This is a genomic window from Saccharibacillus endophyticus (assembly GCF_013185185.1).
Classification (GTDB): Bacteria; Bacillota; Bacilli; order Paenibacillales; family Paenibacillaceae; genus Saccharibacillus; species Saccharibacillus endophyticus.
Map to the genome: position 1 here is coordinate 1,212,702 of NZ_JAAZWE010000002.1, position 22,863 is coordinate 1,235,564.

Consider the following 22,863-nt stretch of genomic DNA (forward strand, 5'->3'; position numbering starts at 1 on the left):
CTTTTCATGTTAAGGCGAGTTCTCGTTACTGCACCTTCGTCTTCACCGACTGCGTCGTAATCAACTTGCCCTGCTTATCGAAAGCAATGACCTCGATCGTGATGTTTTTGCCTTTATACTTGGAAAAGTCGATCTCGGCCGTCCATGGAGGGGTCGTTGTCGCGCCTACCTGCTTGCCGCCGATCTTGTACACGACTTTGCCCAGCGTCGGCGACCAGGTTTTCACGTAGCCGGAGACTTTCAGCTTCTTGGCCGGAACGGTCGTCGTGATCGGATTGTAGGACAAGGTGGTGCTGCCGCCTACCGCGCTCAGGTAATACGGGTTCGCGATCGCTTTTTTATACGTCGCCAGCATCTTGTCGTTGTTGGACAAGCCGTAATATTTGACGCGGTCTGTCGTTCCTTTGGCATCGACGTCGAACCAGAAAGCAGCCTTCACCTTCGGATACTTCATCGGCAGCGTCGCGTATAACTGCTGCGTCTGGTAGACGGACCATTCCGTCACGTCGCGCATTTTTTCCGGATACATATACGATACCGAACCTTCCGCGATCATGATCGGCTTCTTGTCGGCGTACCAATTATATACGGCGTCCAGCTTGGCGATATGGCTGCTGCGGTCGATGCCCTGCTTCAGCGGATCGGCCGTCGGATTGTAGATCGAGTACAGGCTGACCCCGACCCAGTCCACGTACTTGTCGCCCGGATAGTAGCTCTGGATGTTGTCGATCGGATTGGCTCCCGGCGCCCACAGCATCGCGACATTGTCCGGCGCTTCCTTGTGGAAGACGTCGGCGACCAAGCGGAACTTCTCGATATACGCCTGCGGCGTGCTTTTCCAAGGCGTCCAGTTTCCGTTCATCTCGTTGGCGAAACGCAGAAAGATCGGCACGCCGGACGCGGCCGCGTCTTTGGCGAGTTTGCGCAGATAGGCGTCGTCTTTCACCTCGGCCATCCCGCGAAGCGGCTGCACCCCGAGTTCGATCGCCGTTCCGTTGCGCTTGGCCGCGTTGATATGCGATTGAATGGTCGAGAGCGACGTTCCGTAGGTGAAGTAGATCAGATAACCGGCGTGCTTTTTGCCCGTGAAGGTCGGATACTCGTCCGCGTAAAACTTGCCCCCTGCCGAGTTATGCACCTTCTTGTTTTGCTCCGCATAGGCGCCGAGCAGGATGCCGTTCGCCGGTTCCAAAGGAGCCGAATCGCGGGTGCGGTTTTTGAGCGTCGCCGCGGACAATCCTGTTTCGTAGTAAAGCTCGACAGAACTGCGCAGCGCGTCGGCTTTGCGCTGAACGGCAATGCTGTCCTGCACCAGATTCACTTTCGCGTAATACGTCGCTTCGAGGTCCCAACTGACGACGGCTTTATCGTACTGCTTCAGCTTGACGTAAGCTTCGCCCGCGTTGCGGTACATGCGTCCAGCATTGCCGTAATCGCGGCTTGCCGCCATTTCGCGTCCGGCCTGCTCGTACTTGGCGATAGCCTGCGCGTATTTCCCCTGCTTGTCCAGCCGCATGGCGTCGTTGTAAACGTTCCAGACGCTCGCCGCCTGCACGGTCTGCGGATGCACCGACGCCGCCGTCCCCGTCAGCAGCGCGGCAGCCAATACGACGGCTCCCCATTTTTTGAATCCTGTTCGCGTTCCCCTCAACACGTTCATCCCCTTCTTTTCTCTGCTGCCTGCTCGTTTGCTTGCAGGCTATCTTTTCCTTTATCGGCAAAAAGGCCCCTTTCATGAAGGAAGGGGCGGGTTAAAATCCTGTTCGTGGGGGCAAAGCTGGGAGCCGCTGCGGGAGAAATTCGTTCAGGACGCTGTCTCACCCGGAAAGTGGATTGGATTTGAATAAGGAATCTTTCCGGGTTCAAAGGCGTCCTTCACTGAATTTCTCCCTCCGCTGCAAGCTTTGCTGTGGAACACTCTTTAAACCGTGGGAGGTTATAAAGAAATAAGAGGAGCTATGCAATCGGCTCCTCGCTTTTGGTTCTTTAATCAATCATCCCCCTTTCAAGTTGAAAGGGGGATGATTGATTGAAAAGCCTGCTTGTAGGAAAGCGCAGAGCGGAGGGAGAAATTCAGTTTAAAACGCCTTTGAACCCGGAAAACATACAACTTAAATTCCAATCAAGTTTTCCGGGTGAGACAGCGTTTTAAACGAATTTCTTCCGCAGCGCCCCTCGCTTTCCCACACGAACAGGATTTTCAAAAGTAAACATCACAGTTTGAACTTGGCGCTCAAACGTTGGAGTTCTTCGGCCATCTCGGACAACGAAACGGCGCCGGCGGACATTTCCTGCATGGCGGCTGCCTGCTCTTCCGATACGGCGGAAACGTTTTGGATTTCTTCGGAGGTGCGCTCCATGCGGGAGCCGCCTTCCATGATCGCCGAAGCGACCGTTTCGACGACTTGGACCATCTCGCCGGAAGCTTGAACGGCTTGTTCGCTCTGCAAGCCGACGCGGCTGACGGTTTCGCGAATATGGCCGAACAGGTCGCCCGTGGCCTGAATGGCTTCGCTTCCCGCCGCTACGCGGTCCGAAGCTTCTCCGATCGCTCCGCTCAAGCGCAACGTATCTGCTTGAACCATATCGATCATGCCGATGATCTGCGCGGCGGAAGCCGAAGATTGCTCGGCAAGCTTGCCGACCTCGGACGCGACCACGGCGAAGCCGCGTCCTTGTTCGCCGGCTCTGGCGGCTTCGATCGAAGCGTTGAGCGCAAGCAGGTTGGTCTGCTTGGCGATGCCGGTGATCAACTGGACGATACTGCCGATCTCGGCCGAACGGCGATTCAGCGCTTCGACGGCTTGGGTCATTTCCTCCATGCCTCGGGAAGTCGACTGCATTTGCTTCACCGCTTCGCCGACGATCTCGACACCCTGCTCCGATTGGGTGCTGGCACGCTCGGCCGCTTCCGACGTTTCCCCGACCCGATCGCGGATAACGACGATTTTATCCAACATACTCCCCATCAGCTCGCCGCCCGATCGGGAGGTCCGAAGCTGCATTTCGCTCGACTCCGCCATTCGCTGCATGGAGGAAGCCGAGTGTTCCGCGCCGTCCGCGCTTTCTTGCGCTACCGATTTGAACTCTTCGGCAGCCGTCGCCAAAGCTCCGGACGTCCGTCCGACTTCAAGAAGCACGCCGCGCTGATTTTCGCCCATCTGGCGCAGAGCGGAAGACAAATGCTGCAGCTCGCCTTTGAGTCCGGTCGGAAGTTCGTCCATTTTATCCAGCTCGCCGTTCGCCATGTACCCGACTTGACGGGTCAGCTGTTCCAGCGGACGGGTGATGCTGCGCGCAATGAGGAAAGACATCAAAACGGACAGCAGCACGGCCGTAACCAATGCGCCGATCGAAATGACCAGAATTCGGCCGGTCTCTTCTCTTTGCGCAAAAGCGGAGTCGTTCATCGTTTGAATTTTCTGATCCATCGACACGCGCAGCGCGTCCGTCATTTGATTCACGACATCCTGTGTTTGTTTTTGCAGGGCAGCAGCTTCTTCGTCTTTATTTTCTTGAGACAGCAGCAGGATTTGCGTAACCGCCTGCTCGTAACCCGCAGCGGCTTGACGGAACATATCGGCGCTTTCCTGTTCTTCGTCGGAAGTCAAAGTAACCGTGTAAGTCTCGATGGCCGCATTAAGTTCATCGATTGCTTTTTCGGCAGCCGCACGGCTCCCTTCCATATCGGCATCGTTTGTTTCCAAAATATTGCGCATTGTCAATTGATCGATCGTTTTGAGCCGGTCGTTCACTTGTTCCAACATCACGACGCTGGGAATATCGCGGTCTTTCAAATCGTCCGCCCGGTCCCGTAAATTCGAAGTCCCGATATTAGTCAAGCTGTTCAAAATAATAATCAAAACAATCATCGCGCCGAACCCGCCGAATAACTTCTGTCTGATCGTAAGCTTCATCTGGTTGCGTCTCCTCTGCTGTCCCTTAAAATTTCCGTAAATTTAATTGCATCCTGTATATTTCGGTATCTTGTTTGCTTTTATTAAGACTAAAGTCCTTTTTTCGACAAAAAAAGACCAAGCGGCTTGCGCCGACTGGCCTGTTTTATAAGGGTTGAATCAAACGGTGCGTTCAGAACGCCGGATACGTATCCGTATATTCTTCTTCCAGGAATTTCACGACTTCAGGTCCGCGCATGCGCTCGGCCAGCTTTTGGATCGCCGGGTCGTCTTTATTGTCTTCGCGGGCCATCAAGGTGATGGCGAAAGCCTGCATGTCTTTTTCCACGATCAAAGCGTCCTTCTTGGCTGACAGTCCCAGCGGCTTCGCGTAGGCCGGATACATGGTCACCAGGTCGGCGTCGTCCATCATGCGGTTCAGGGTCAGCAGATCGACTTCTTTGAACTGGTAGTTCTTCGGGTTCGACGTAATGTCTTGCAGCGTGGCTTTGATGCCGACGCCTTCTTTGAGTTCGATCATGTCGTTCTGCTCAAGCAAAAGCAGCGAGTGCGCGATGTTCGGCGGGTCGTTCGGAATCGCGACGATCGCGTTATCCGGCAGCTCGTCGACCGATTTGTACTTTTTCGAATATCCGGCGTAAAGGGCGTTGTAGACCGGTTGAACGGGTACGATGTTCGCGCCTTTCGCTTCGTTATACGCTTCGGCGTAAGGCACGTGCTGGAAGAAGTTCGCGTCTACTTCTTTGTTCGCCAGCGCGTCGTTCGGTTGGATGTTGTCGGACATCTCGACGATCTCCAGGTTGATGCCGTCTTCGACGAGCAGCGGCTTGACCAGCAGCAGGATTGCGTCCATCGGCGCAGGCAGGGAAGCGACTTTCAGGGTCGTCAGTTCTTTGCTGTCCGTGTTTTCGGTCGTTGCTGTCGGCTGTGTCGTATCGTTTGCGTTGTTGGACGCAGTCCCGCCGCCTTGTCCGCAGCCGGCCAGAACGAGAAACAATGCAGTAAGAATAAGAAGCATAGACTTTTTCATGATCGTGGTATACCCCCGTTGAATGATGTTTGGACTTGCCAGATGCCTAGTAGCTTGTTACCGTTTATCGATCTTGCGGGAAATCGTGCTGCCCAGCACTTGCACGATCTGGACGAGCAGAACCATCAGGACGATCATGCAAATGGTGACGTCCATCTCGAATCGCTGGTAACCGTAGCGGATCGCGAAGTCGCCCACTCCGCCGCCCCCGACGATGCCGACAACCGTCGAATAAGAAATGAAGCTGACGATGGAAGTCGTGAGTCCCAATACCAAGCCCGACCGGGCTTCGACGTACAGGAACTTCCATACGATCTCCAGACGCGATGCTCCCATGGAGCGGGCTGCTTCAATGACGCCGCGCGGCACTTCGACCAGCGCTTGCTCGACGAGTCTCGAGTATCCCGCAATGGCGACGACCGCCAACGGAATGGTCGCCGCCGTCGTTCCGATGGTCGTACCGACGATCAATCGGGTCAACGGGAACATGAACACGACCAGCAGCAGGAACGGAAAAGAACGGATCACGTTCACCAGAGTGTTCAAAAATATTGAAGCGCTCCGATTTGCCAACATGCCGCCCGGCCTCGTCACAAAGATCAGCGTCCCCAGCGGAATGCCCAGAATTACGGCAGCAATGGTGGACATGCCGACCATGTAGAACGTCTGGCCGATCGCTTCCCAGATCTGCTCCTGATACTGCGTCCAGATCTCCATGATCCGTTCGATGCTCATAGCGTGTCCTCCTTATGTACAAGGCCCAAAATCTGCTCCCGGTACGATAAATTGGGACGAACGCGTTCTTCCGAACGTTTCGGCAGATCGAACGTATCGACGACCGCACCCATTTCCATGACGGATACGCGCGTGCAAATTTGCCGAACCACTTCCATCTCGTGCGTCACGATGACGATCGTGACGCCCAGAGTACGGTTGATATGAAGCAGCGTGTTCAACAGTTCTTCCGTCGTCTGCGGATCGAGCGCCGACGTCGGTTCGTCGCACAGGAGAAGTTTCGGATTGCTGGCCATCGCCCGCGCGATCGCGACCCGCTGTTTCTGTCCGCCGCTGAGTTGAGCCGGATACTGCCGCGCTTTATCCTCCAAGCCGACGAAGCTGAGCACTTCCATGATTCGCCGCTCCCGGTCCTGCTTGGGCGTTCTCGCCAATTCCAGCGCCGCCGCCACATTGCCGTGCACGGTGCGGTTGTGAACCAGGTTAAACTGTTGAAAGATCATGCCGATCGACCGCCGCGCTTCGCGCAGCTCCCGTTCGCTTACCCGCATAAGGTCGCGTTTTTCGAACAACACGCTTCCTTCATCCGGCCGTTCCAGCAGATTCATCAGCCGCAGCAGCGTGGACTTGCCTGCTCCGCTAGTACCGATAATGCCGTGAATGCCGCCCGTCTCGATCTCCATGCTCACAGGAAGAACAGCTTGAAAAGTCTGACCCTGCGCGGTATACGACTTGCTGACTTTTTGCAGGGATAGAATAGCTACTCCCTCCTTGTACCAGTATTTTAATTTAACTGTTACATTCTTTAATCGACTAAATTATAAGGCAATCTATGCGCTGTGTCACCATTTTTACACATAATTTTAATATTATTTTTACAATCTGCGCAGGAATGGGCATGCTTGTTTACGCAACAAAAAACGCCGAAACGTTTTTTTGTCCGTTCTTTTTCGCATTGACCGTCGTTCAATAACGTGAGCGCGCGTCGAAAAGCGGACGGATGCTTCGGTACAGCAGAGCGCCGGACAGCGCTCCGTACGCCGCATGAACCGTCAACCACCAAAACCAGGAAGGCAGGCTACCGATCGGCGGCGTGCCTCCCGAGGACAGCAGCGTGGTCGGATAGAGCAGCGCGCCGATCACGATGCCGATCGCGGCGGTCGCTCCTGCCGCCGAGCTCGAAGAAAGCCGTCCCCGTCGGGCGAAACGCTGGCCGATGAGGCCCAGTATCATGCACAGCACGATCGAGATCGCCAAATGAATCGCGAATTCGCCAGCTTCGTTCAACGGGAGTTCTTTCAGTACCGGCACGTAATCCGCGTTCAACAACAACCGATAGACCTCATGGCCGCTCAGATGCTGAACCGCCTTCAGCGCCAGGCCGAGCAGGACCCCCGTAAGCAATCCCGTCGCCGCGTAAGCCGCCAACAGCCGGCCTTGCCGGATATTCTTGCGTGACCCATTCCGCCACGCGCCGTCCTCTCTTCGCATCGCGGAAGCTTGGACTTCGCCGTCGCTGCTTGCGTCCGTATTCGATGCATGCTTTATTTTGTCTGCCATACCGTTCCTCCTTTTCGATCTATGTTCTTTTACCCGCGGGACTGAGCCCGCTATCACTGGCAAGAACGATTGCTCGAATCGCTCGGCGCCTTCCGCCCCGCGCAAAAAGACGAGCGCCTCGGAAACGGCCGCTCGTCTTCTCTTTTTGCTTATGCTTTTACGTCATCAAGTTTCCTGGCCGAAGCAGCGGCTGCACCGGACTGCACCGCCGTGCGCGCTTTCTTTCCCTGCCTACAAGCCTAAATACTCTTCAATTCCCGCCGCGATCGCTTCCGCGACGCGGTTTTGCCAAGCCGGGTCCGTGATCTTGTCCACGTCGCCTCCCGCGTACAGGAAGCCCGTTTCCACCAAGGCCGTCGGCAAATTCGATTCCCGATCGACGTGCAGGTTCTGGTACTTGGCTTTGCGGTCCGGCAATCCGGTGGCGGCGATCAAGTGCTTATGGATCGTTTCCGCCAGCTGCTTGCTTTCCGGCTTGGTGTACAGCGTTTCCGTGCCACTTGTCGGCTTGGTGCCTTTCGGCATGCTGTTCGCGTGGATCGAGACCATGATATCGGCATTCAGGCTCTCGGCGATATCCACCCGCCCTTGCAGCGAAACGGCCGTATCGTCGCTGCGCGTCATCACGACGTCCAAACCGTCGACCTGCTTCAGCAGCGCTTCGACTTTGAGCGCCATATCGAGATTGACGTCTTTCTCCATCAGCGTCGGTCCTCCGGCATAGATCGCTCCCGTCGCGCTGCCTCCGTGCCCGGCGTCGATCACGACGATCTTTTTGCCGTCATCTCCTACGCCCGGCGTGGAAGGTCCGCTTTGACGATTAAGATCGACGAAGATCAGATTGCCTTCCCGGTAAGTCTCGTAGCTTTTGGCTTTGTTCAAATCGATCACGACCCGTACCCGCATCGGCGAATCGTTGTTCAGCGCGAAACGGATTCCCGTCACGTCGGCCGAACCGACGGCAGCGATGCTTCCCTGCTGACCGACCAGCAGCCCCTGCGCTTCCGCGAATACAGGGCTGAACGACGTATCTGGCAGGTCGATCACGATCCGGTTGGGCGACGCGACGGCCGATACTTTGGGCGTGACGTTCCCGCTGGTCGAGATCATCAGCCGGTTTTCGCTGAAGCTGACCTGCTCGACCGACGCGGACGTTGTCGGCGTTCCGCCGGGTACTTCGGCCGGCGGGTCGACGTCGTCGTTCGGTCCCGTGCCGCCGGGCTGTTCCAACGCGGGCGGCGAAGTCAAAAAGACCGTTTTCGCGCCGTTATCCCATTTGACCTTCAAGCCCATCTCCGTACCGACGAAACGCAGAGGCACGTAGGTCGTGCTGCTTTGGGAAAAAGGAGCCTGTTCCAGCGTGATCGGCCCTTGCGGCGAATCGGCCGCCCGGCTGCCCAACGTCAGCGTCAAGCGGTCGCCCGAAGGTCCGACGGTCACTTGGCGGCTGGACGGGTTCCAACCGACCGCGTAGCCCAGTTCCTCCGAGATCACGCGGATCGGCACCATCGTCGTTCCTTTTACGGTCAATACGTCTCTGGCACCGGTCACTTCCCTGTCGTCGAGGACGATCTTGGTAGCGGAAGCCGCCTGCCCAACCTGAACCGAAAGGAAAAACACCGCCACCAAAGCCAAAAATGCCGCGGCCCACTTGCCCCATGCTGTCTGTCCAGAAATTTTCTTCATGCTTGCGTCACCCTGCATCTCTCCTTTTCCGAAATCGAAAATCTTAATCATATCGAACCGACGCTTCATGTGTACAGACGCTCCTTGTCCGCATAAAGTTCCCGGTGCAGCCTTTTCTTTTCCGACAAAAACAAAACCGGAATCCCCAAGCGGGATTCCGGCGTCGACCGATGCCGTTTTGCTGCGCGCGCGTATCGAAAAGCATGCCGTTCTTTTCCGAAAAGAACGATTGCGGCGATGCTTTGTTACTTTTTGCTTTTGTTCTCCTGTTTCTCCATCTCGCTGCTCACCTGCCGCAAATACTCGGGAGCGTCCATATCGTCCGGAACGACCATTTCGATCAAGCACAATTTATCCGAACGTTGAAGCTCGGCATCGCGGAACGCCCGCGCCAGTTCGCCGATCGTACGCACGCGCTCGGTATACGCATGGCCGCCGAACGCTTCGATCAGCTTCAAATAATTCCAGCCCGGAATCTCGTTGTACGGCTGGTTGTGAGGCGGCGTGCGGAAGTTCAAATGCTTTTCGATCGTATAACCCCGGTTGTTCAGCACAAAAATGATCGGTTTGCAGCCGTACGCCATCATGGAACTGAGTTCCTGCACCGTCATTTGGAGCGATCCGTCGCCCGTGAACAGCAGGACCCGGCGCTTGGGAGCCGCGATGCACGCGCCCAATGTCGCAGGCGTCGCGTAACCGATGCTTTGCCAGCCTCCTTGCGCGATATAGGTCGCTCCCTGCGGAAGCTGCACCTGCGAGAGCCCGTAAGCCAGCGTGCCCGTCTCCGCAATGACGATATCTCCCGGCTGAAGCAGACGCTGAATCAGCGGGTAATATTCTTTCGCTTTCAACGGATGGCTGCCGTCCAGCTGCGTGCCGCTGTTATACGGACGATCTGCGGCAGGCACCGGCAGTTCGGCCGTCAATCCCAGTGCGGCCAGTTCGCGCAGCATGTCTTCGCCGCGGATATCCGCATAGATCTGGCCGCCGACGATCGTCGATTCGGGATGGATCACGATCGTTTTTTTCGGATTCGGCTCACTTCCTTCGCCGCCGAGATTGGTGTCCGACGGCACGTAACCTGCGATAATCAGGCAATCGGAATCGTCCACCGCTTTACTCACGCTCTCGTTGCCCGTTTTGCCGCCGTAAGTACCGATATGGTTCGGGTGGCTTTCGTCGAACCCGCCTTTGCCCATGATCGTCGACGCGACCGGAATTTGAAGCTGCTCGGCTAAAGCACGCACCAACGGCTCCCATTTCCAGCTTTTCACCTGGGCATCGCTAAGCAGCAATACCTGCTTCGCCGATTTCAGCATTTTGCGCGCATGCTTGGAAGCCGACTTCAACGAGGAATCGTTGGTTTTCGCTTCTTCCGGCTTCGGTGCTTTCATCGTCAGCGGCTGCTGCACCAGATCAAGCGCGACCGATAGGTAGACCGGCTTTTTGGTTCGCTTGGCGATAGAAATTGCTTTCGGAATCTCCGCCATCGCGTTATCCGGCGTCAGGATCGCCGTATAGGCGGAGATCGGCTCGTATACGCGGCGGAACGCGTCGAAGTCGCCGTCCATCAGCGTATGGTGCATGAGCTTCTGTTGTTTTTGCTTCTGCGACTTCGGCGATCCGACGATATGAACGATCGGGACGTTTTCGCTATAAGCGCCCGCGATCGCATTGACCGCACTCAACTCGCCTACGCCGAACGTCGTGATGAGCGCGGCGAGACCTTTGACCCTGGCATAGCCGTCCGCCGCGTAACCCCCGTTCAGCTCGTTGCGGGCCGGCACCATTTTGACCCCTTCATATTCTTCCAACGTATCAAACAGCGTGAAATTGTAATCGCCCGGAACGCCGAACACTTCGGTCACGCCTTCTTTTTTCAAACAATCGAACAAATAGGTGCCGAGCGTTGCTCCGCCCTCTCCCTGTGTGTTCGAACGAATTTTGCCCATAATCGTTTTTGCCATGCCGACACTCTCCTTCCGTGATCGCTCGCTGACCGCTCGGCGCAGCGCCGAACGGTCAACCTCTAACTATGATTACCCCGGAAGCGGGGCGATAGGTCAGTATTTTGCGAAAATTACTCATACTTTGTACCGAATGAATGTAAGGTTATGCCCGGCTGAAACGCAAACGCACCATTGGAACCAAGACAAAGTACGGGGCGCTTCTTCCGTAACATTAGCCCCTCATCAAGCGTCTAACCCCTCAGAGACACTTGTTAAAAAAGGAGCGATTTCCATTACTGACTCAAACCGCGCACGCAACCGGAAGCTTGTCATCACCTACGGGTCCGATCTGGATCACTGCAACATGAATGACCTCGTCCGCTCGCTGCTTGAGCCTTATGAAGGACAAATGCGGCAAACCGATTATCTGAATCCGATATTGCGAAAAGGTTCCGACTTCATCGTAAACCTCGAGATCCTGGAGACCAACCCGAACAAACCTTTCGAAACCTGCGTATTCGCCGACTACCACCTGACCCAAGCGCAATTCGACAGATTTTTATATCGATTGCGAAAACTTAAAGGCACCCACGTCCTCGGTCATCCCAACGTCCGCGGCCATGCCGAAGTATTGCGCGGCGATCTGGAATTTCAGTTCTTGGTCGTGCATACTCGCAACCAAGAAGAGATCATCGTCTATTACCCGCGCCAAGACTTCGCAGCCGACGAACTTCTTTTCCCGCTCATCCCGTTACTCCCTCCCGAAGACCGCCGCATCCTCCTCCCGATCGGCGGCGACCCGTTCACCAAGCAGCAAAGACTCGAAACCTGGATCGACCGCGTGCTGTCCCTGTCCAAACAGGACCTTTCCGCTTACGCCTGTACCAGCCAAGCCGGACCTGCGAACTTTTGAACGGCAACCTAAAATAAAAAGGCCGGGGCGAAAAACTCTATTTACGCGAGTCTTCAACCTAGCCTTTTGCAGTCGATTGCTTCATTCCAACACACGGAGCGCGTTTCGAATAATGCTGGATATTTTGTCTTTATTCGTTGCCGTTTTGGCCATCGTGCGCAGTCCCAGCCAGGCATTCATGAAATGATAAGAAAGCTCCCGAGCGTCCAAGCTTTTGGAAACTTCGCCCTTTTGTTGCCCATGCACAATCAACTCGTACAATAACTCTTCGGTCTGGTCATAAGCCTTTTCGATAAAAGAGGCTACTTCCGAATCCAATACGCCCAATTCAACTCCGGAATTTACCATAAAACAACCTTGAGGCTCGTTTTCCTTTTCCAAGGTTATCTCCAAAAATCGTTGTAGAGATGGGTAAACCGCTTCTTTTTTAGCAACCAATGCGACTAATTTTTTATTCTGGATATCGGAATATCGCTTAAGGGCTTCCATGAACAGCGCGTGTTTATCACCGAACGTATCATAGATGCTTCTTCGATGAATACCCATATGTTCCACTAATTCTTGCATGGAAGTCTTCTCGTACCCTTGTTCCCAAAATAAATGTATCGCTTGATCCAACACTTCGGAAATTTCAAATTCTTTGTGCCTAGCCATAATTGTCACCCCGTTCTTGCATTATACACGGAAGGGAGTACCCGGAAAGCAAGTCACTCGAAATGGATGATTACTTTTCCTTTCGGTCTTCCTGTTGCAACAAGCGCTAATGCTGCATTAATATCATCCAGAGCAAATTTTTCAGTATGGATATGAGGTCGAACCTGATTTTCCTCAATAATTTTAGTCACTTCCTTCAATTGCTTACCATCCGATCGAACGAAGATGAAACGGTACTGCACATTCTTCTTCTTTGCCTTTTTATCATACTTGGCTCCGGCAGCGGAAAATAATCGGCGCTTCCACCAAGGCAATTGACGGTCTTCGGCAAAGCGCTTGTTGGGGCCTGTTTTAAGGGAAAGCAATCTTCCGCCCGGCTTGATAATTTTTAATTCGTTCTCGAATTCCGCCGCTCCCAATGTGTCCAGCACATAGTCGACATCTTTTAAAAGATCGGCATAATGCTCTTTGGAGTAATCCAGATATTCATCGGCTCCCATAGCCAAAGTGCGCTCGCGAGCTTGGGCATTGCCGCTGACGCTAATCTTTAATTTCAGGGATTTAGCAATCGGAACCGCCATTTGACCGAATCCCCCCGACCCGCCCGGAATAAAAACAGACTGGCCCGCTTTGGCTTCAAGCTCTTCGTGCAATCCCTGATAAGCGGTAAGACCTGTCAAAGCCATAGACGCCGCTTCGGCGTAAGACAAGTTTTTGGGCATACTCGCGATTGCGTCCGCATCTACTGCCGCATATTCCGCAAAAGCGCCTATTTTTCGAATAGGAAGTCTTGTATAGACGTCTTGGCCTACCCGAAAGGCTTTGACCTGTTTGCCTATTCGCTCAATAGTGCCGGCCAATTCGTTACCTAACGTCAATGGAAAGGAATAGTCCTGGATCAGTCTGACTTCGCCTCGTATAATCAGCATCTCAAGCGGATTCACTGCGGCAGCTTTAACTTTGATCAACACTTCGTGGTCTGCGATTGCCGGGATCGGAATCTCGTTAATTTCCGCTTTCAGGCTTTTCGAATATTTGGAGATTTGAGCGGCTTTCATCTTCGTAGTCAATTGTATAAGCTCCTTGTTGGTGATTTCGAATTATAAAATGGCGTACACGCCCTAGCCGAACGCTATTTTCCGCATTTTTTTATTTATTAAAGAGTTGGATCAATCGGGCTTCTCAACGTAAAGACGTAGTTGGAATCAACTCCGGTATAAAAGCTCCTTCTCCAGGTCTTGCATGGATCGAATCATTCGCGTCATCAGCTTGCGCGGTAATAATCTGGGCATCAAAACTCTTATTCGATTCAAACGTCCGGGAATAATGATCGTGTCTCCGCGCAAAAAGCCTTGATATCCTTTTTCGGCAACCGCTCCAGCGTCCATGACCTTGCCGTTTTTGACCATTTTGGAATCGGCCATAACAACTTGGTCATCGTCACAAGCGCTTTGATATTGATATCAATCATGTTCGATTCTTTCAATAACTTGGTTTGCAAAAATTTCCGTATAGACCTAACCCCGCATTATTAATCAGGTCATCCACTGCAATCCCTTGTTCTTCGAGTTCCGTAAAAATTTCTTCAGGTACGTCCGGCGCGGCAACGTCTTTGGCGATAACCGTGACTTGTACTTCGTACTTTTCCCGATAGATCTTAGCCAGTTCCAGCAACTTTTCTTCATTTCGGGCAATAAGGATCAGGTTAGAGCGATCTTTCGCAAAACGATCTGCCAGTTCTTTTCCGATTCCTCCCGATGCGCCTGTAATCAGTACGGTTTTTCTCATGCTCGCAAGGTGTTCTCGCGGTAATTCAACCATTCCGGATTCCATCCTTTCTCAACCGAATCCAACGTGACGCCTGGCGGCACAATCGCATCTATGGCATCAAGTACATCATGGCTTAATCGAACCTCGGTTCCTTTTAACGTTTCGCGGAGTTGTTCGATTGTGCGAGCGCCCATAATGGATGCCGTGATAGAAGGATGAGCTTGAGTGAAAGCCATCGCAAGATGCGCCAACGTCATTCCTGCTTGTTCGGCAAGATCCTGAAGTTTGGCGATAGCCTCAAATTTGATTTGATTCTCCTGGCGAGTCGGGTCAACAATCGATTTCAAGTTTCCGGCAAAAGCAGAAGCTCTGGAGTCTGCCGAAGAAGCTTTTCCGAACGTATATTTCCCGGTAAGCAAACCGCCCGACAACGGACTCCACACGAGCACTCCAATACCGTATTTTTTTGTCGCCGCCAGCAAATCCAGTTCGATGCTTCGATTCAAAATAGAGTACGGCGATTGTTCGGAAACAGGACGCGCGAGATGTTTACGTTCACTCGCCCACTGGGCTTCTACGACCTGCCATGCCTGAAAATTAGAAGTTCCCGCGTAACGAATCTTGCCTGCTTGGACCAGATCGCTAAGGATTTCAAGAGTCTCTTCAATCGGCGTGTTCACATCCGGAACATGGAGCTGATAAAGATCAATATAATCGGTTCCCAGTCTTCTAAGGCTGTTGTCAACCGCTTGCTTGATCCAGTGTTTAGAACTTCCTTGCTGATTAGGCCCGCTTCCCATCGAATGGCCGCCTTTAGTCGCGATCAACACGTCTTGTCTGCGGCCTTTGAGCAGTTCGCCGACAATCTCTTCGGATTGACCGTTAGAGTACACGTCGGCCGTATCGATCAAGTTCACTCCGGCTGCTAATGCTTCGTCAAGAATGGGCTGGCAGTCTTGCTTCGTATTATTTCCCCAGAATCCAAACGTTCCGGTTCCCAAAACAAACTGACTCACTTTAAGACCGGTTTCACCCAGCAAACGATATTCCATTTCAATCTTCCTCTCGTTTTTCAACTCAAAAACTTCATGACTCCGTTCTTCTATCGTTCAAATTTCTTTTATAGAACGTTCATTCTAAAATGAATAAATACATTTGCAGTTGTCGAAAACAAAGATACCATTTCTAGAACGATTGGTAAAGTATTTTCTTTCATGATTATTTTCCACAGCAAAAAACCGACCTGCGCCTCATTTGGCATCGGTCGGTTTTGAGTATCTTTTTGCATGATTTCTTGCATGATTCCGTTTCTACTATTGAATTTGCGCCAAGATCTGAGGGTCCTTAATCTTCGTATCCTCCGCGAACAACACGATCTTCGACAAAATCTCCGCCGTGCGCGGATCTTCGTCCAGGAACGGCAGGAAGAAACGACCGCGCTGACCCGCATGCACCGGAATAATATTAAGCGCGCCCGTCGCCTGCTTATAGGCGACTCCGCTGCCCAGATGCACCGCGTATTCGCCGAGCGTTCCGTCGACGCGCGCATAGCTTCCTTCCAGCCGCACGTTTTCGATACGAAGCAGAGACAACGATTCGCGCACGATCGCTGTGCGCAATTCGACCGTCGTCAGACTTGCTTCCGGATCGACGCCGCCTACATGGGCCACGCTCACCACGAGATCGACATCCCGCATGATTTCGGAAAACAGCACTGGGGGAACGTCGGTCAGAGCCATCGGCTTATGCGTCCGACGATCCGAGAAATGGATCGTTTCCAGCGTCGGCGCTTCCGTATCCGCCGGCGAGAACCAATCCGCCATCGCGTACAGCGTCGCGATCACGTTATGCGTATAATCGACCTTCTGAAGACCTTCCTCGTAGCTGACCGTCCATCCGCGTCCGCGCAGCAGAGCCACAGTCTTGCTCGGCTGAACCTGATGCCCCGCATAACGCGAAGACGACGTTCCCGCAGCTTTCTCGTCCGCGTTCGGCACGTACAGCTCGCGGAAAATCTGCTTGAACGGCTGCTTCGAAGGAGCGAAGCGGCCTGCAGCTTCCGCTTGCAGGTTACGTTCAATAAAGTCGCGCTGGAACAAATGCCACTGTCCGCTTGCATGTAAATCAACCGGATGCGCGATAACCAATTCCGCGTCTTCGGCCAACGGCGTACCTTCTCGGCTTTCGATATCGACCAACGTACGCTCTGACTCGCGGAAATAACCCAGTGTCGGCTTGGACGATGCCTCTTCTTTAACGCGGAAGACCAGTTGAGACAGCAGAGGCGCCACGACCGGATTGCCGTACAGCTTCACCAGTTCGTCAAGGCGGAACACGGCCCCGTTTTCCATCGAACGCTCCAACTCCCGCACAAAGCGGCGATTCTGCTCGCTCAACTCGGTTTTGACCTCTTTTAAGCGCACGATATGCTCGTTTTTGTTCAAGCGCGAAGGTACGGATTTGAGTACTTTTCCGCCCTTCGTCACCTCGATCTCCGGCAGGCCGCGATCGTTGATCGCCAGCTTCACTTCGACGTCGTCGACCTGGTGCAGCTCCGTGTAGATCCGAAGCTCGTCCATCTTGCCCGCTTCCATATCCCATTGCAAGCGGGTCGAATCCGCATAGCCCGCGCTTCTCGCCAGATTGCCGAGCGCGATCTGACCGGCCGCTCCTTCGCTGGCCCGGCGCTGCGCCCCGAACTGGCGGCTTTCGAGCAGGAACTTTTGAATGAAATCGTAACGTCCGCGCAGATCCGGCTCCCGCTTTTTCGCGAGCGGGGTCAGGCTGTACGCCAGCAGTTGGTCTTTGCCGCGCTTGGATTCAACCTGCTTGCGCGTATCTTCCAGCTTCAGCTTGCCTAATACCGCATCGGCAAACAGCTGCGAACGGCGGTGGTTGGCGCCGCCGGAGATATATTTGGCGCAATCGTACAGCAGATTGAAGCGTTCGGATCCGAGCTCCCGATACGCTTCCTCGAACCATTGGACGTCGAACGCACCGTCGTTGAACTCTTGAGGCGTGATCGGCGAATAATGCGCGACGATCGTTTCTTTTTCCGCCGAGAAGCTTTCGTTGATATGCGCATGGAAGTACCAGGCGGCGCTGCGCAGTCCCGGCCAATTCAAGTGCGACGACACGATCTCGATCCACTGCGGGGCATACATGGCGGCTTCGAGCAAACGCTGCTCCGAAATTCCCGTGCCTTCGAGTTTTTGCGCAAGCGCGGCCGAGTCGTCGCCTTCCGCCGGATGGCAGACCTTAAGCAAGTGGCTGAGCGATTCCTTTTTCGTCTGGTTGTCGCCGTAACCGTAAATGTACCCCCGCACGAACGTTTCCCCGCCGAGGCTGACCAGAATACGGATAAAAGCATCCAAGCCTTCGATTCGCTGTAAAGCCATCGTCAGCGGAGTCGCTTCGGTTGCAAGATCGCCGCGCGCTAGCTCGATTTCCAGCAGACGGCCCACAATGGCCGCCATGATCGCTTGCAGCGATTCGCTTCGCTCCAGCTCTTCCGGCGGATGGCTCGTCAGATGGCGCATCATATAATTGGCATTTTCGCCTAAAAGCTGCTTGTACACCTCGTTGTCGCCGATGAAGCCCAGCGTATGCGCTTTGAAAACCATTCGGATATCCAGCATCGAACGGAAATGGACCGCGTCGAATTCCTGCTGTCTATGGTCATAGCGGTAACACAGCGATACGTAGCGTTTGAACGACGCATCGTCGTGCACGCTGCGGCGAAGGACGATCATCCAGTCGGCCGCAAGCGCCGCCCATACCGGCTTTTCTTTTTGCGGCGCATGCTCCGGAAACTCCGCCAAAAGCCGTTCCATGGCCGATGCCGCCGCCTCGAAAACGGGTGCCGGGGCAGCGTCCGCGTAAAAGGCCAAGATCAGCGTGCAAACGGCATCCGCATAACGGCACTTGTCCAACACTTTCCACAGATTTTTCAACCGTTCGAGCGGATACAAACCTGAAACGAACTCTTCCCGCCAACCGTCGAGCAGACGAATCCGCTGCATTTTCTGGTAATCGTAATGACCGGAGAATTCGCTGTAGAAGTCGTCCAGCGTTCCCGACAATTCTTTGGTTTCCACGATCATATACAGGTTCAGCAGCTCTTCTGCTCCGAATCCGCTGTTTTCCAGATAAGCCGACCATTTTTCGGCCAACGGGTACAGTTCCAGCGCAGAGTCCCGGGCATAGTCCGGTTCCAGCATCGGAATGTTCGAACCCGTACTGTAAGCCGTCTGGCGAAGTTCGGCGCCGAGCAGCAACTTCTCTTTGGCACCCGCGTAATATTGCACCTCGTACTCCGTATCGCGCAAGCTGTGCACCAATTCGTCCAACCCGCGAATGAATCCGGCCGCTCTCTCCTCGTCCAACGAAAAGACCCGATCGAAATCCGCCTGCTCGCCGCTCGGCTGCATCAGCCACTCTTCGGTCGCGTCGGGATCGTACAACCCGAAACCTTTGGCCGCCGAGTATTCGCTCCGCGTTCCCGGGGACTCCAACTTTTTAAGCAGCTGCGATTCTTTCGGCGTCGGATCGCCTACCTTTTGCGCCAGCGGCAGCAGTCGTTCATAATCTTCCGCCCGTGCCTCGTCAGCCGATAGCTCGGTCAGCAGCTCCAAGCCGGCCAGACGCTGAAGTTCGGCTTTCGCGCCGAGCAAACGGTCCAGCGCGCTTTCGAGCGAAGCCTGCGGTTGGCTCAATAACAGCCCGATCGCGCTTTGGCGAAGCGATCCCGTTTTGAGCTTCAGCAGCGCTTCGACCCGCTGCAGCTCCGAATCGCTCAAGTCGAGGCCGCGAGCGCGCTTCAGAGCCGTCTCGCGGTTGTGCATGTTTTTATCGGACAGCATGGAGAAAATGAACTCCCGCTGCTTGGTTTCCTCCGGGTGGACCAAGAAGAATTTCAACAGCTCGTTGCGGCGGTCGGCATTCATGAGGGAAGACCAATCGATCAAGCGCGATATCCACTCGCGATCCATGTCGTAAGCGGTCAGGTACATCATTTTGCGCAGGATGCCCGCAGGATCGTAAGTATAAGACAGGAAATCGAGCGCGCCGGATTTTTTGTTGATGACCTTGGTCAACCCGCCGCTGAGCAAAGAAGCGAAAGCCTCGAACTGCTCGCGGCGCGCTTCTTTGTCGTCCAGGCCGGGAGCCCGATGGACTTTGAGCTTTCTATGTTCGTTTTCCATCCAAGCGACCGTTTCATTTTCTTCGTCTTCGCTCACCCACTCCAGCGCGTAATCGTATGTATAGTTGTTCATCATCCAATACAGCAGCTCGGGATCGCGTTCGTCGCTGAGCAGAACATGCAGAGCCGAGACGTATTTGGAATGCTCGTATTGGCTCATGGAAATCACGTATTGCGCCGCTACTTTGCGATAGTGCGGGCCGTTTTCCATAATCCGGTTCACGTACGCCGGAAGCTCGTTTTCTTCGATCAGCGCCTGAGCGAACAGCCCGACGAACACGTCCTGGGCATTGCTCGAATCCACCCATTCCTCGCGCAGCTTGGCGTCGTTCATTCCTGAGTAAATCTTTTCCAGCATCTTGGCGACCGCTCGTTCGTCGGATACGTCGAACGGCATTCCCGTCCATACGGCAGCGGCGCGCACGATCGAAGCGTAGCGAACGAATCCGTTATCCAGAATCAATTTGAGCAGGTAAACAAAAGCTTCCGCGGTACCGAAGTCCATACTTTCCACGATCGATTGGCGCAAGCCTTCCTGCAGGCGCGCAGCGATCAGCAGATCCCCCACCAGCGCATGCATATCGGATCGGTGACTCATCAGCATGCCTGAAATCATCTGCCGGGTAAGCAGCGCGGTCTGGTTTTCGCCGAGAATAATGTCTCTCAGTGCCGCTTCAACCGATGGATCATGGTCATCCAGCTGCTGAGCGATCAGATCGGACAGAACATGACTGACCCGATAAAAGTTGCTTGTATGGGCATTCGAATATTCGCGTTCCGTCAGGTACTTCTCCAGCGTAAAGCCTGCAGCTTCCATCCATAACAAACCTACAATCTTCGTCAGAACGGAAACCAGATGCACAGACGGCTCAGAAGTGCGGAACGGACGACGCATATACCCGTTGGCATACGGATATTCGGACGCTTGACCGACGATCCGTTTGACGCGCAAGGCGATCGCTTCTCCGGTCAAGGCAAGAACGGCCTGCTCCAACGGCTCCAATAGCTTGTCCGGCTGATTTTCCGACGTTTCTTCCAACAGTCGACGCATCTGCTGCACGGGTTCCTGATACTCATTCACGTAACCGTACTCGGCGATCTCCAGCAAGCAGGCCGCAACTTGCCCGGGCGAGCCTTCCAGCTTTCCTGCGCGTTCTTTCAGCGTTTCAAAATACTGCTCTTCCCGCTTCTGCTGCAACTCTTCGTTCATCTTTCGTTCGCCTCCCTAGTTTTGATTCGCCATGCATGATGCACGATTCAGATTACCTGCCCCATAACCCGCCTGCCAGCATCGTAAAGCGCATGAACACAACCTCGTCACCATCTGCCAATGTTAACGGAGCATCCAATCCGGTGACTTCTTCCTGACGCACAAAAACTCGGTATAAACCATCCTCAAAGCCCAACAGCGCAGCCGCTACAGCCGAATCCTCATTAGCCGGATGCTCCCCGTAAATCGCTTTGAAGCCGACTTTCCCGTCCTCTGCGCCACTGTCGATCTGCTGCTCGGTTAGCGCCCGAAGCAGATCGTCGCCTGTGCGCCGTTCTTCGTATTCCCTTACCATCAGCCGTACGATTTGTTCGATCAACTCGCGCAATGTGCGCGGCATGCCGGGCAAGTCCAGCTCACGCCCGGCCATGCCGCGCTTGCGACCCGGACTTTTCACCAAAGCGGTCAGCTTCATCGTTGTTCCTCCCTCGCAATTCGACTCCCTATGATCTTCGCTTGAGTGAAGAATATCTTAATCCAAAAAAGCGAATGCGTGTTCCCTTATTACTTAAGCTCTATTCTACCAGAATTCGCCACACAAAAAAACCCGCCGCAAGAGCGGTCGGGTCTTAGGCGCAAAGTCTTGGATCTTGGAAAAGGTCTGAAAAAAGCCAGGTCTTCTGTCGTGAAGCCAAATTTCTCTGCTCGAAAAAGCCGATTGAAGATTCGAAGCTTATTCGTCCAAAGCCGTACGGGCCAACGATTGAAGAACCGCGTCTTCCATAGGAGGGTTATGCAAACCCGCTCGCACGTCCCGATAATACCGCTCCAACGGCACGCTTCTCGACAGGCTGGCCCCGCCCACGATCTTCATCGCTTTATCGACGACTTGCGCCGCAAGATGGGTCGCATTGTATTTGACCCAGCCGAATTCCGGCCGCATGGTCGCGCGTTCATCGGGCAGTCGATCCCAGCGATCGGCAATATCGTACAGAGCCGTACGGGCCAGGCGAAGCTCGCTATCGATCTGTCCGATCCATTGGCGAATATGAGGAAGCGTCGCAATCGGCTCCTTCAGGCTGTTCGGCGTATAGTTTTTGGCGAAATTCAGGGCATAATCCCGTGCTGCGTAAGCAATGCCCAGATAGCAGGCCGGAATATGCAGCATCCAGCCGTCTCCGTCGTCCACGCCGCCTTTTTTTTCTCCGGGCGCGTAGATTCCCATCACCTGCTCGTCCGGTACAAAGACCTCATTAAGCACAATATCGTGACTGCCTGTTGCCCGCATGCCGAGCGTATCCCATGTCTCTTCCAACGTAACGCCCGCCGCAGAACGAAGTTCGGCCGCCCGCTGCTCGGAAGCTTGCGCGCGGCGCGCGATTTCCCCAAGCTCCGGCAACGACGTTCCGTCCGCATCGAACGGAGATCCGGCCGCGTACGCCGGTTCGCCGGCTTTGCCGCCCAGACGAACGATGAAGTCTCCGACCTCCGGCGAATTTTCGATGCCCGCGCTCACGATATAATCCGTCAGCAGCGGACTGAGCGTGCTGTACGTTTTACGCCCGCTTAGCTTCCAGCCGCCTTCAACGCGAACCGCCGTCGTCTGCGGACGGCCGCCGCGAGTCGGACTTCCGGTCGCGCGTTCGCTGGCGAACTTGTTGATCATCGCTCCCGAACCCGCCGCATCCCGGCAAAAACTCGAATAACTCGGCTCCGGCCAGATGTCCGTCTCCCGATAATGCAGCATCATCCCGCCGTGCCAGCCCGCGCTGAGCGCCGTCGATCCGTCGCCTCGCGCGATCCGCTCCTGCACCAGCAGCCATTCATACAACGATACGCTGTCGCCGCCCTGCTCCTCGGACAGCGTTAGCTTGGCGTACCCGGCCGCTTTCAGCTCTTCGAAGTTTTCGAACGGAAACGAACCTTCCCGGTCATGCTTGGCGGCCCGCTCCGCAAAACGTTCGGCCAGTCGGTCCGCCCAATCCACAAGCTTCGCTTCACGTTCATTTCTGACAAACGCATCTATCGCTTTTTTCCTCAATTCCGCTCATCCCTTCTACTTTTCCGCTGTACGATTTCTTTCCCTCTATTATAGAGAAAAAAATACCCGCAAAGCAAAGCGAATGACTCGGATTTGTGAATGCGACCGTTAAAATCCGTCGGCTCGGCTCGGCTCGGCTCGGCTCGGCTCGGCTCGGCTCGGCTCGGCTCGGCTCGGCTCGGCTCGGCTCGGCTC

At 54.5% G+C, this 22,863-nt stretch carries 17 protein-coding genes; 1 reads left to right on the forward strand and 16 read right to left on the reverse strand.

The genetic code is table 11. The annotated features are described in order from the left end of the window. Positions 1-25 precede the first annotated feature (25 nt). The 8 genes from HRQ63_RS11170 to HRQ63_RS11205 form a co-directional block, all read right to left on the reverse strand. Positions 26-1,654, reverse strand: coding sequence for a glycosyl hydrolase (locus HRQ63_RS11170; RefSeq protein WP_229714134.1), 1,629 nt, complete (start codon positions 1,652-1,654; stop codon positions 26-28). A 559-nt stretch (positions 1,655-2,213) separates the two neighbouring features. Further along, positions 2,214-3,917 (reverse strand): methyl-accepting chemotaxis protein, encoded by a 1,704-nt coding sequence (locus tag HRQ63_RS11175; protein ID WP_172243274.1) that lies wholly within the window; start codon positions 3,915-3,917, stop codon positions 2,214-2,216. Positions 3,918-4,089: 172 nt separating this feature from the next. After that, positions 4,090-4,947 (reverse strand): MetQ/NlpA family ABC transporter substrate-binding protein, encoded by an 858-nt coding sequence (locus HRQ63_RS11180; RefSeq protein WP_172243276.1) that lies wholly within the window; start codon positions 4,945-4,947, stop codon positions 4,090-4,092. A 57-nt stretch (positions 4,948-5,004) separates the two neighbouring features. After that, a complete protein-coding gene (locus HRQ63_RS11185) occupies positions 5,005-5,682 on the reverse strand; it encodes a methionine ABC transporter permease (protein ID WP_172243278.1) in 678 nt (225 codons plus the stop codon). Then, the gene (locus HRQ63_RS11190; protein ID WP_172243520.1) at positions 5,679-6,440 is read right to left on the reverse strand and encodes a methionine ABC transporter ATP-binding protein; all 762 of its coding nucleotides are present in this window, start codon (positions 6,438-6,440) and stop codon (positions 5,679-5,681) included. The genes HRQ63_RS11185 and HRQ63_RS11190 overlap by 4 nt, the downstream gene beginning before the upstream one ends. A 208-nt stretch (positions 6,441-6,648) precedes the next feature. Continuing rightward, on the reverse strand, positions 6,649-7,242 hold the full coding sequence (locus tag HRQ63_RS11195) for a hypothetical protein (protein WP_172243280.1): 594 nt from the start codon (positions 7,240-7,242) through the stop codon (positions 6,649-6,651). A gap of 231 nt (positions 7,243-7,473) precedes the next feature. Next, complete coding sequence (locus HRQ63_RS11200) at positions 7,474-8,928, reverse strand: N-acetylmuramoyl-L-alanine amidase family protein (RefSeq protein ID WP_172243282.1); 1,455 nt, start codon at positions 8,926-8,928, stop codon at positions 7,474-7,476. 245 nt (positions 8,929-9,173) lie between these two features. Further along, positions 9,174-10,895 (reverse strand): alpha-keto acid decarboxylase family protein, encoded by a 1,722-nt coding sequence (locus HRQ63_RS11205; protein ID WP_172243284.1) that lies wholly within the window; start codon positions 10,893-10,895, stop codon positions 9,174-9,176. 346 nt (positions 10,896-11,241) lie between these two features. Here HRQ63_RS11205 and HRQ63_RS11210 point away from each other — a divergent pair, with 346 nt between their 5' ends. Continuing rightward, a complete protein-coding gene (locus HRQ63_RS11210) occupies positions 11,242-11,790 on the forward strand; it encodes a hypothetical protein (protein WP_172243286.1) in 549 nt (182 codons plus the stop codon). 81 nt (positions 11,791-11,871) lie between these two features. Here HRQ63_RS11210 and HRQ63_RS11215 read toward each other — a convergent pair whose 3' ends face one another. The 8 genes from HRQ63_RS11215 to HRQ63_RS11245 all read right to left on the reverse strand — a co-directional run bounded on the left by HRQ63_RS11215 (position 11,872) and on the right by HRQ63_RS11245 (position 22,668). Further along, positions 11,872-12,444 (reverse strand): TetR/AcrR family transcriptional regulator, encoded by a 573-nt coding sequence (locus HRQ63_RS11215; RefSeq protein ID WP_172243289.1) that lies wholly within the window; start codon positions 12,442-12,444, stop codon positions 11,872-11,874. A gap of 53 nt (positions 12,445-12,497) precedes the next feature. Further along, complete coding sequence (locus HRQ63_RS11220; RefSeq protein ID WP_172243292.1) at positions 12,498-13,514, reverse strand: NADP-dependent oxidoreductase; 1,017 nt, start codon at positions 13,512-13,514, stop codon at positions 12,498-12,500. Between the two features lie 135 nt (positions 13,515-13,649). After that, positions 13,650-13,868 (reverse strand): SDR family oxidoreductase, encoded by a 219-nt coding sequence (locus HRQ63_RS25895; RefSeq protein WP_229714135.1) that lies wholly within the window; start codon positions 13,866-13,868, stop codon positions 13,650-13,652. Positions 13,869-13,926: 58 nt separating this feature from the next. Then, a complete protein-coding gene (locus HRQ63_RS25900) occupies positions 13,927-14,265 on the reverse strand; it encodes an SDR family NAD(P)-dependent oxidoreductase (RefSeq protein ID WP_229714136.1) in 339 nt (112 codons plus the stop codon). Next, complete coding sequence (locus HRQ63_RS11230; RefSeq protein ID WP_172243295.1) at positions 14,229-15,266, reverse strand: aldo/keto reductase; 1,038 nt, start codon at positions 15,264-15,266, stop codon at positions 14,229-14,231. Before HRQ63_RS11230 ends, HRQ63_RS25900 begins: the two co-directional genes overlap by 37 nt. A gap of 261 nt (positions 15,267-15,527) precedes the next feature. Beyond that, on the reverse strand, positions 15,528-20,627 hold the full coding sequence (locus tag HRQ63_RS11235; protein WP_172243298.1) for a DUF4132 domain-containing protein: 5,100 nt from the start codon (positions 20,625-20,627) through the stop codon (positions 15,528-15,530). 52 nt (positions 20,628-20,679) lie between these two features. After that, positions 20,680-21,102, reverse strand: coding sequence for a hypothetical protein (locus HRQ63_RS11240; protein WP_172243301.1), 423 nt, complete (start codon positions 21,100-21,102; stop codon positions 20,680-20,682). Between the two features lie 258 nt (positions 21,103-21,360). After that, entirely contained in the window at positions 21,361-22,668 is a 1,308-nt protein-coding gene (locus tag HRQ63_RS11245; protein WP_172243304.1) for an acyl-CoA dehydrogenase family protein, read from the reverse strand. Positions 22,669-22,863: the final 195 nt, after the last annotated feature.

Bases quoted from the DNA above. Each gene is read 5' to 3' on its own strand.
- HRQ63_RS25900 (WP_229714136.1), bottom strand. From the start codon at position 14,265: ATGGTTGAATTACCGCGAGAACACCTTGCGAGCATGAGAAAAACCGTA.
- HRQ63_RS11235 (WP_172243298.1), bottom strand. From the start codon at position 20,627: ATGAACGAAGAGTTGCAGCAGAAGCGGGAAGAGCAGTATTTTGAAACG.
- HRQ63_RS11195 (WP_172243280.1), bottom strand. From the start codon at position 7,242: ATGGCAGACAAAATAAAGCATGCATCGAATACGGACGCAAGCAGCGAC.
- HRQ63_RS11205 (WP_172243284.1), bottom strand. From the start codon at position 10,895: ATGGCAAAAACGATTATGGGCAAAATTCGTTCGAACACACAGGGAGAG.
- HRQ63_RS11200 (WP_172243282.1), bottom strand. From the start codon at position 8,928: ATGAAGAAAATTTCTGGACAGACAGCATGGGGCAAGTGGGCCGCGGCA.
- HRQ63_RS11185 (WP_172243278.1), bottom strand. From the start codon at position 5,682: ATGAGCATCGAACGGATCATGGAGATCTGGACGCAGTATCAGGAGCAG.
- HRQ63_RS11180 (WP_172243276.1), bottom strand. From the start codon at position 4,947: ATGAAAAAGTCTATGCTTCTTATTCTTACTGCATTGTTTCTCGTTCTG.
- HRQ63_RS11175 (WP_172243274.1), bottom strand. From the start codon at position 3,917: ATGAAGCTTACGATCAGACAGAAGTTATTCGGCGGGTTCGGCGCGATG.
- HRQ63_RS11230 (WP_172243295.1), bottom strand. From the start codon at position 15,266: ATGGAATATCGTTTGCTGGGTGAAACCGGTCTTAAAGTGAGTCAGTTT.
- HRQ63_RS11210 (WP_172243286.1), top strand. From the start codon at position 11,242: ATGAATGACCTCGTCCGCTCGCTGCTTGAGCCTTATGAAGGACAAATG.
- HRQ63_RS11240 (WP_172243301.1), bottom strand. From the start codon at position 21,102: ATGAAGCTGACCGCTTTGGTGAAAAGTCCGGGTCGCAAGCGCGGCATG.
- HRQ63_RS25895 (WP_229714135.1), bottom strand. From the start codon at position 13,868: ATGGCCGATTCCAAAATGGTCAAAAACGGCAAGGTCATGGACGCTGGA.
- HRQ63_RS11215 (WP_172243289.1), bottom strand. From the start codon at position 12,444: ATGGCTAGGCACAAAGAATTTGAAATTTCCGAAGTGTTGGATCAAGCG.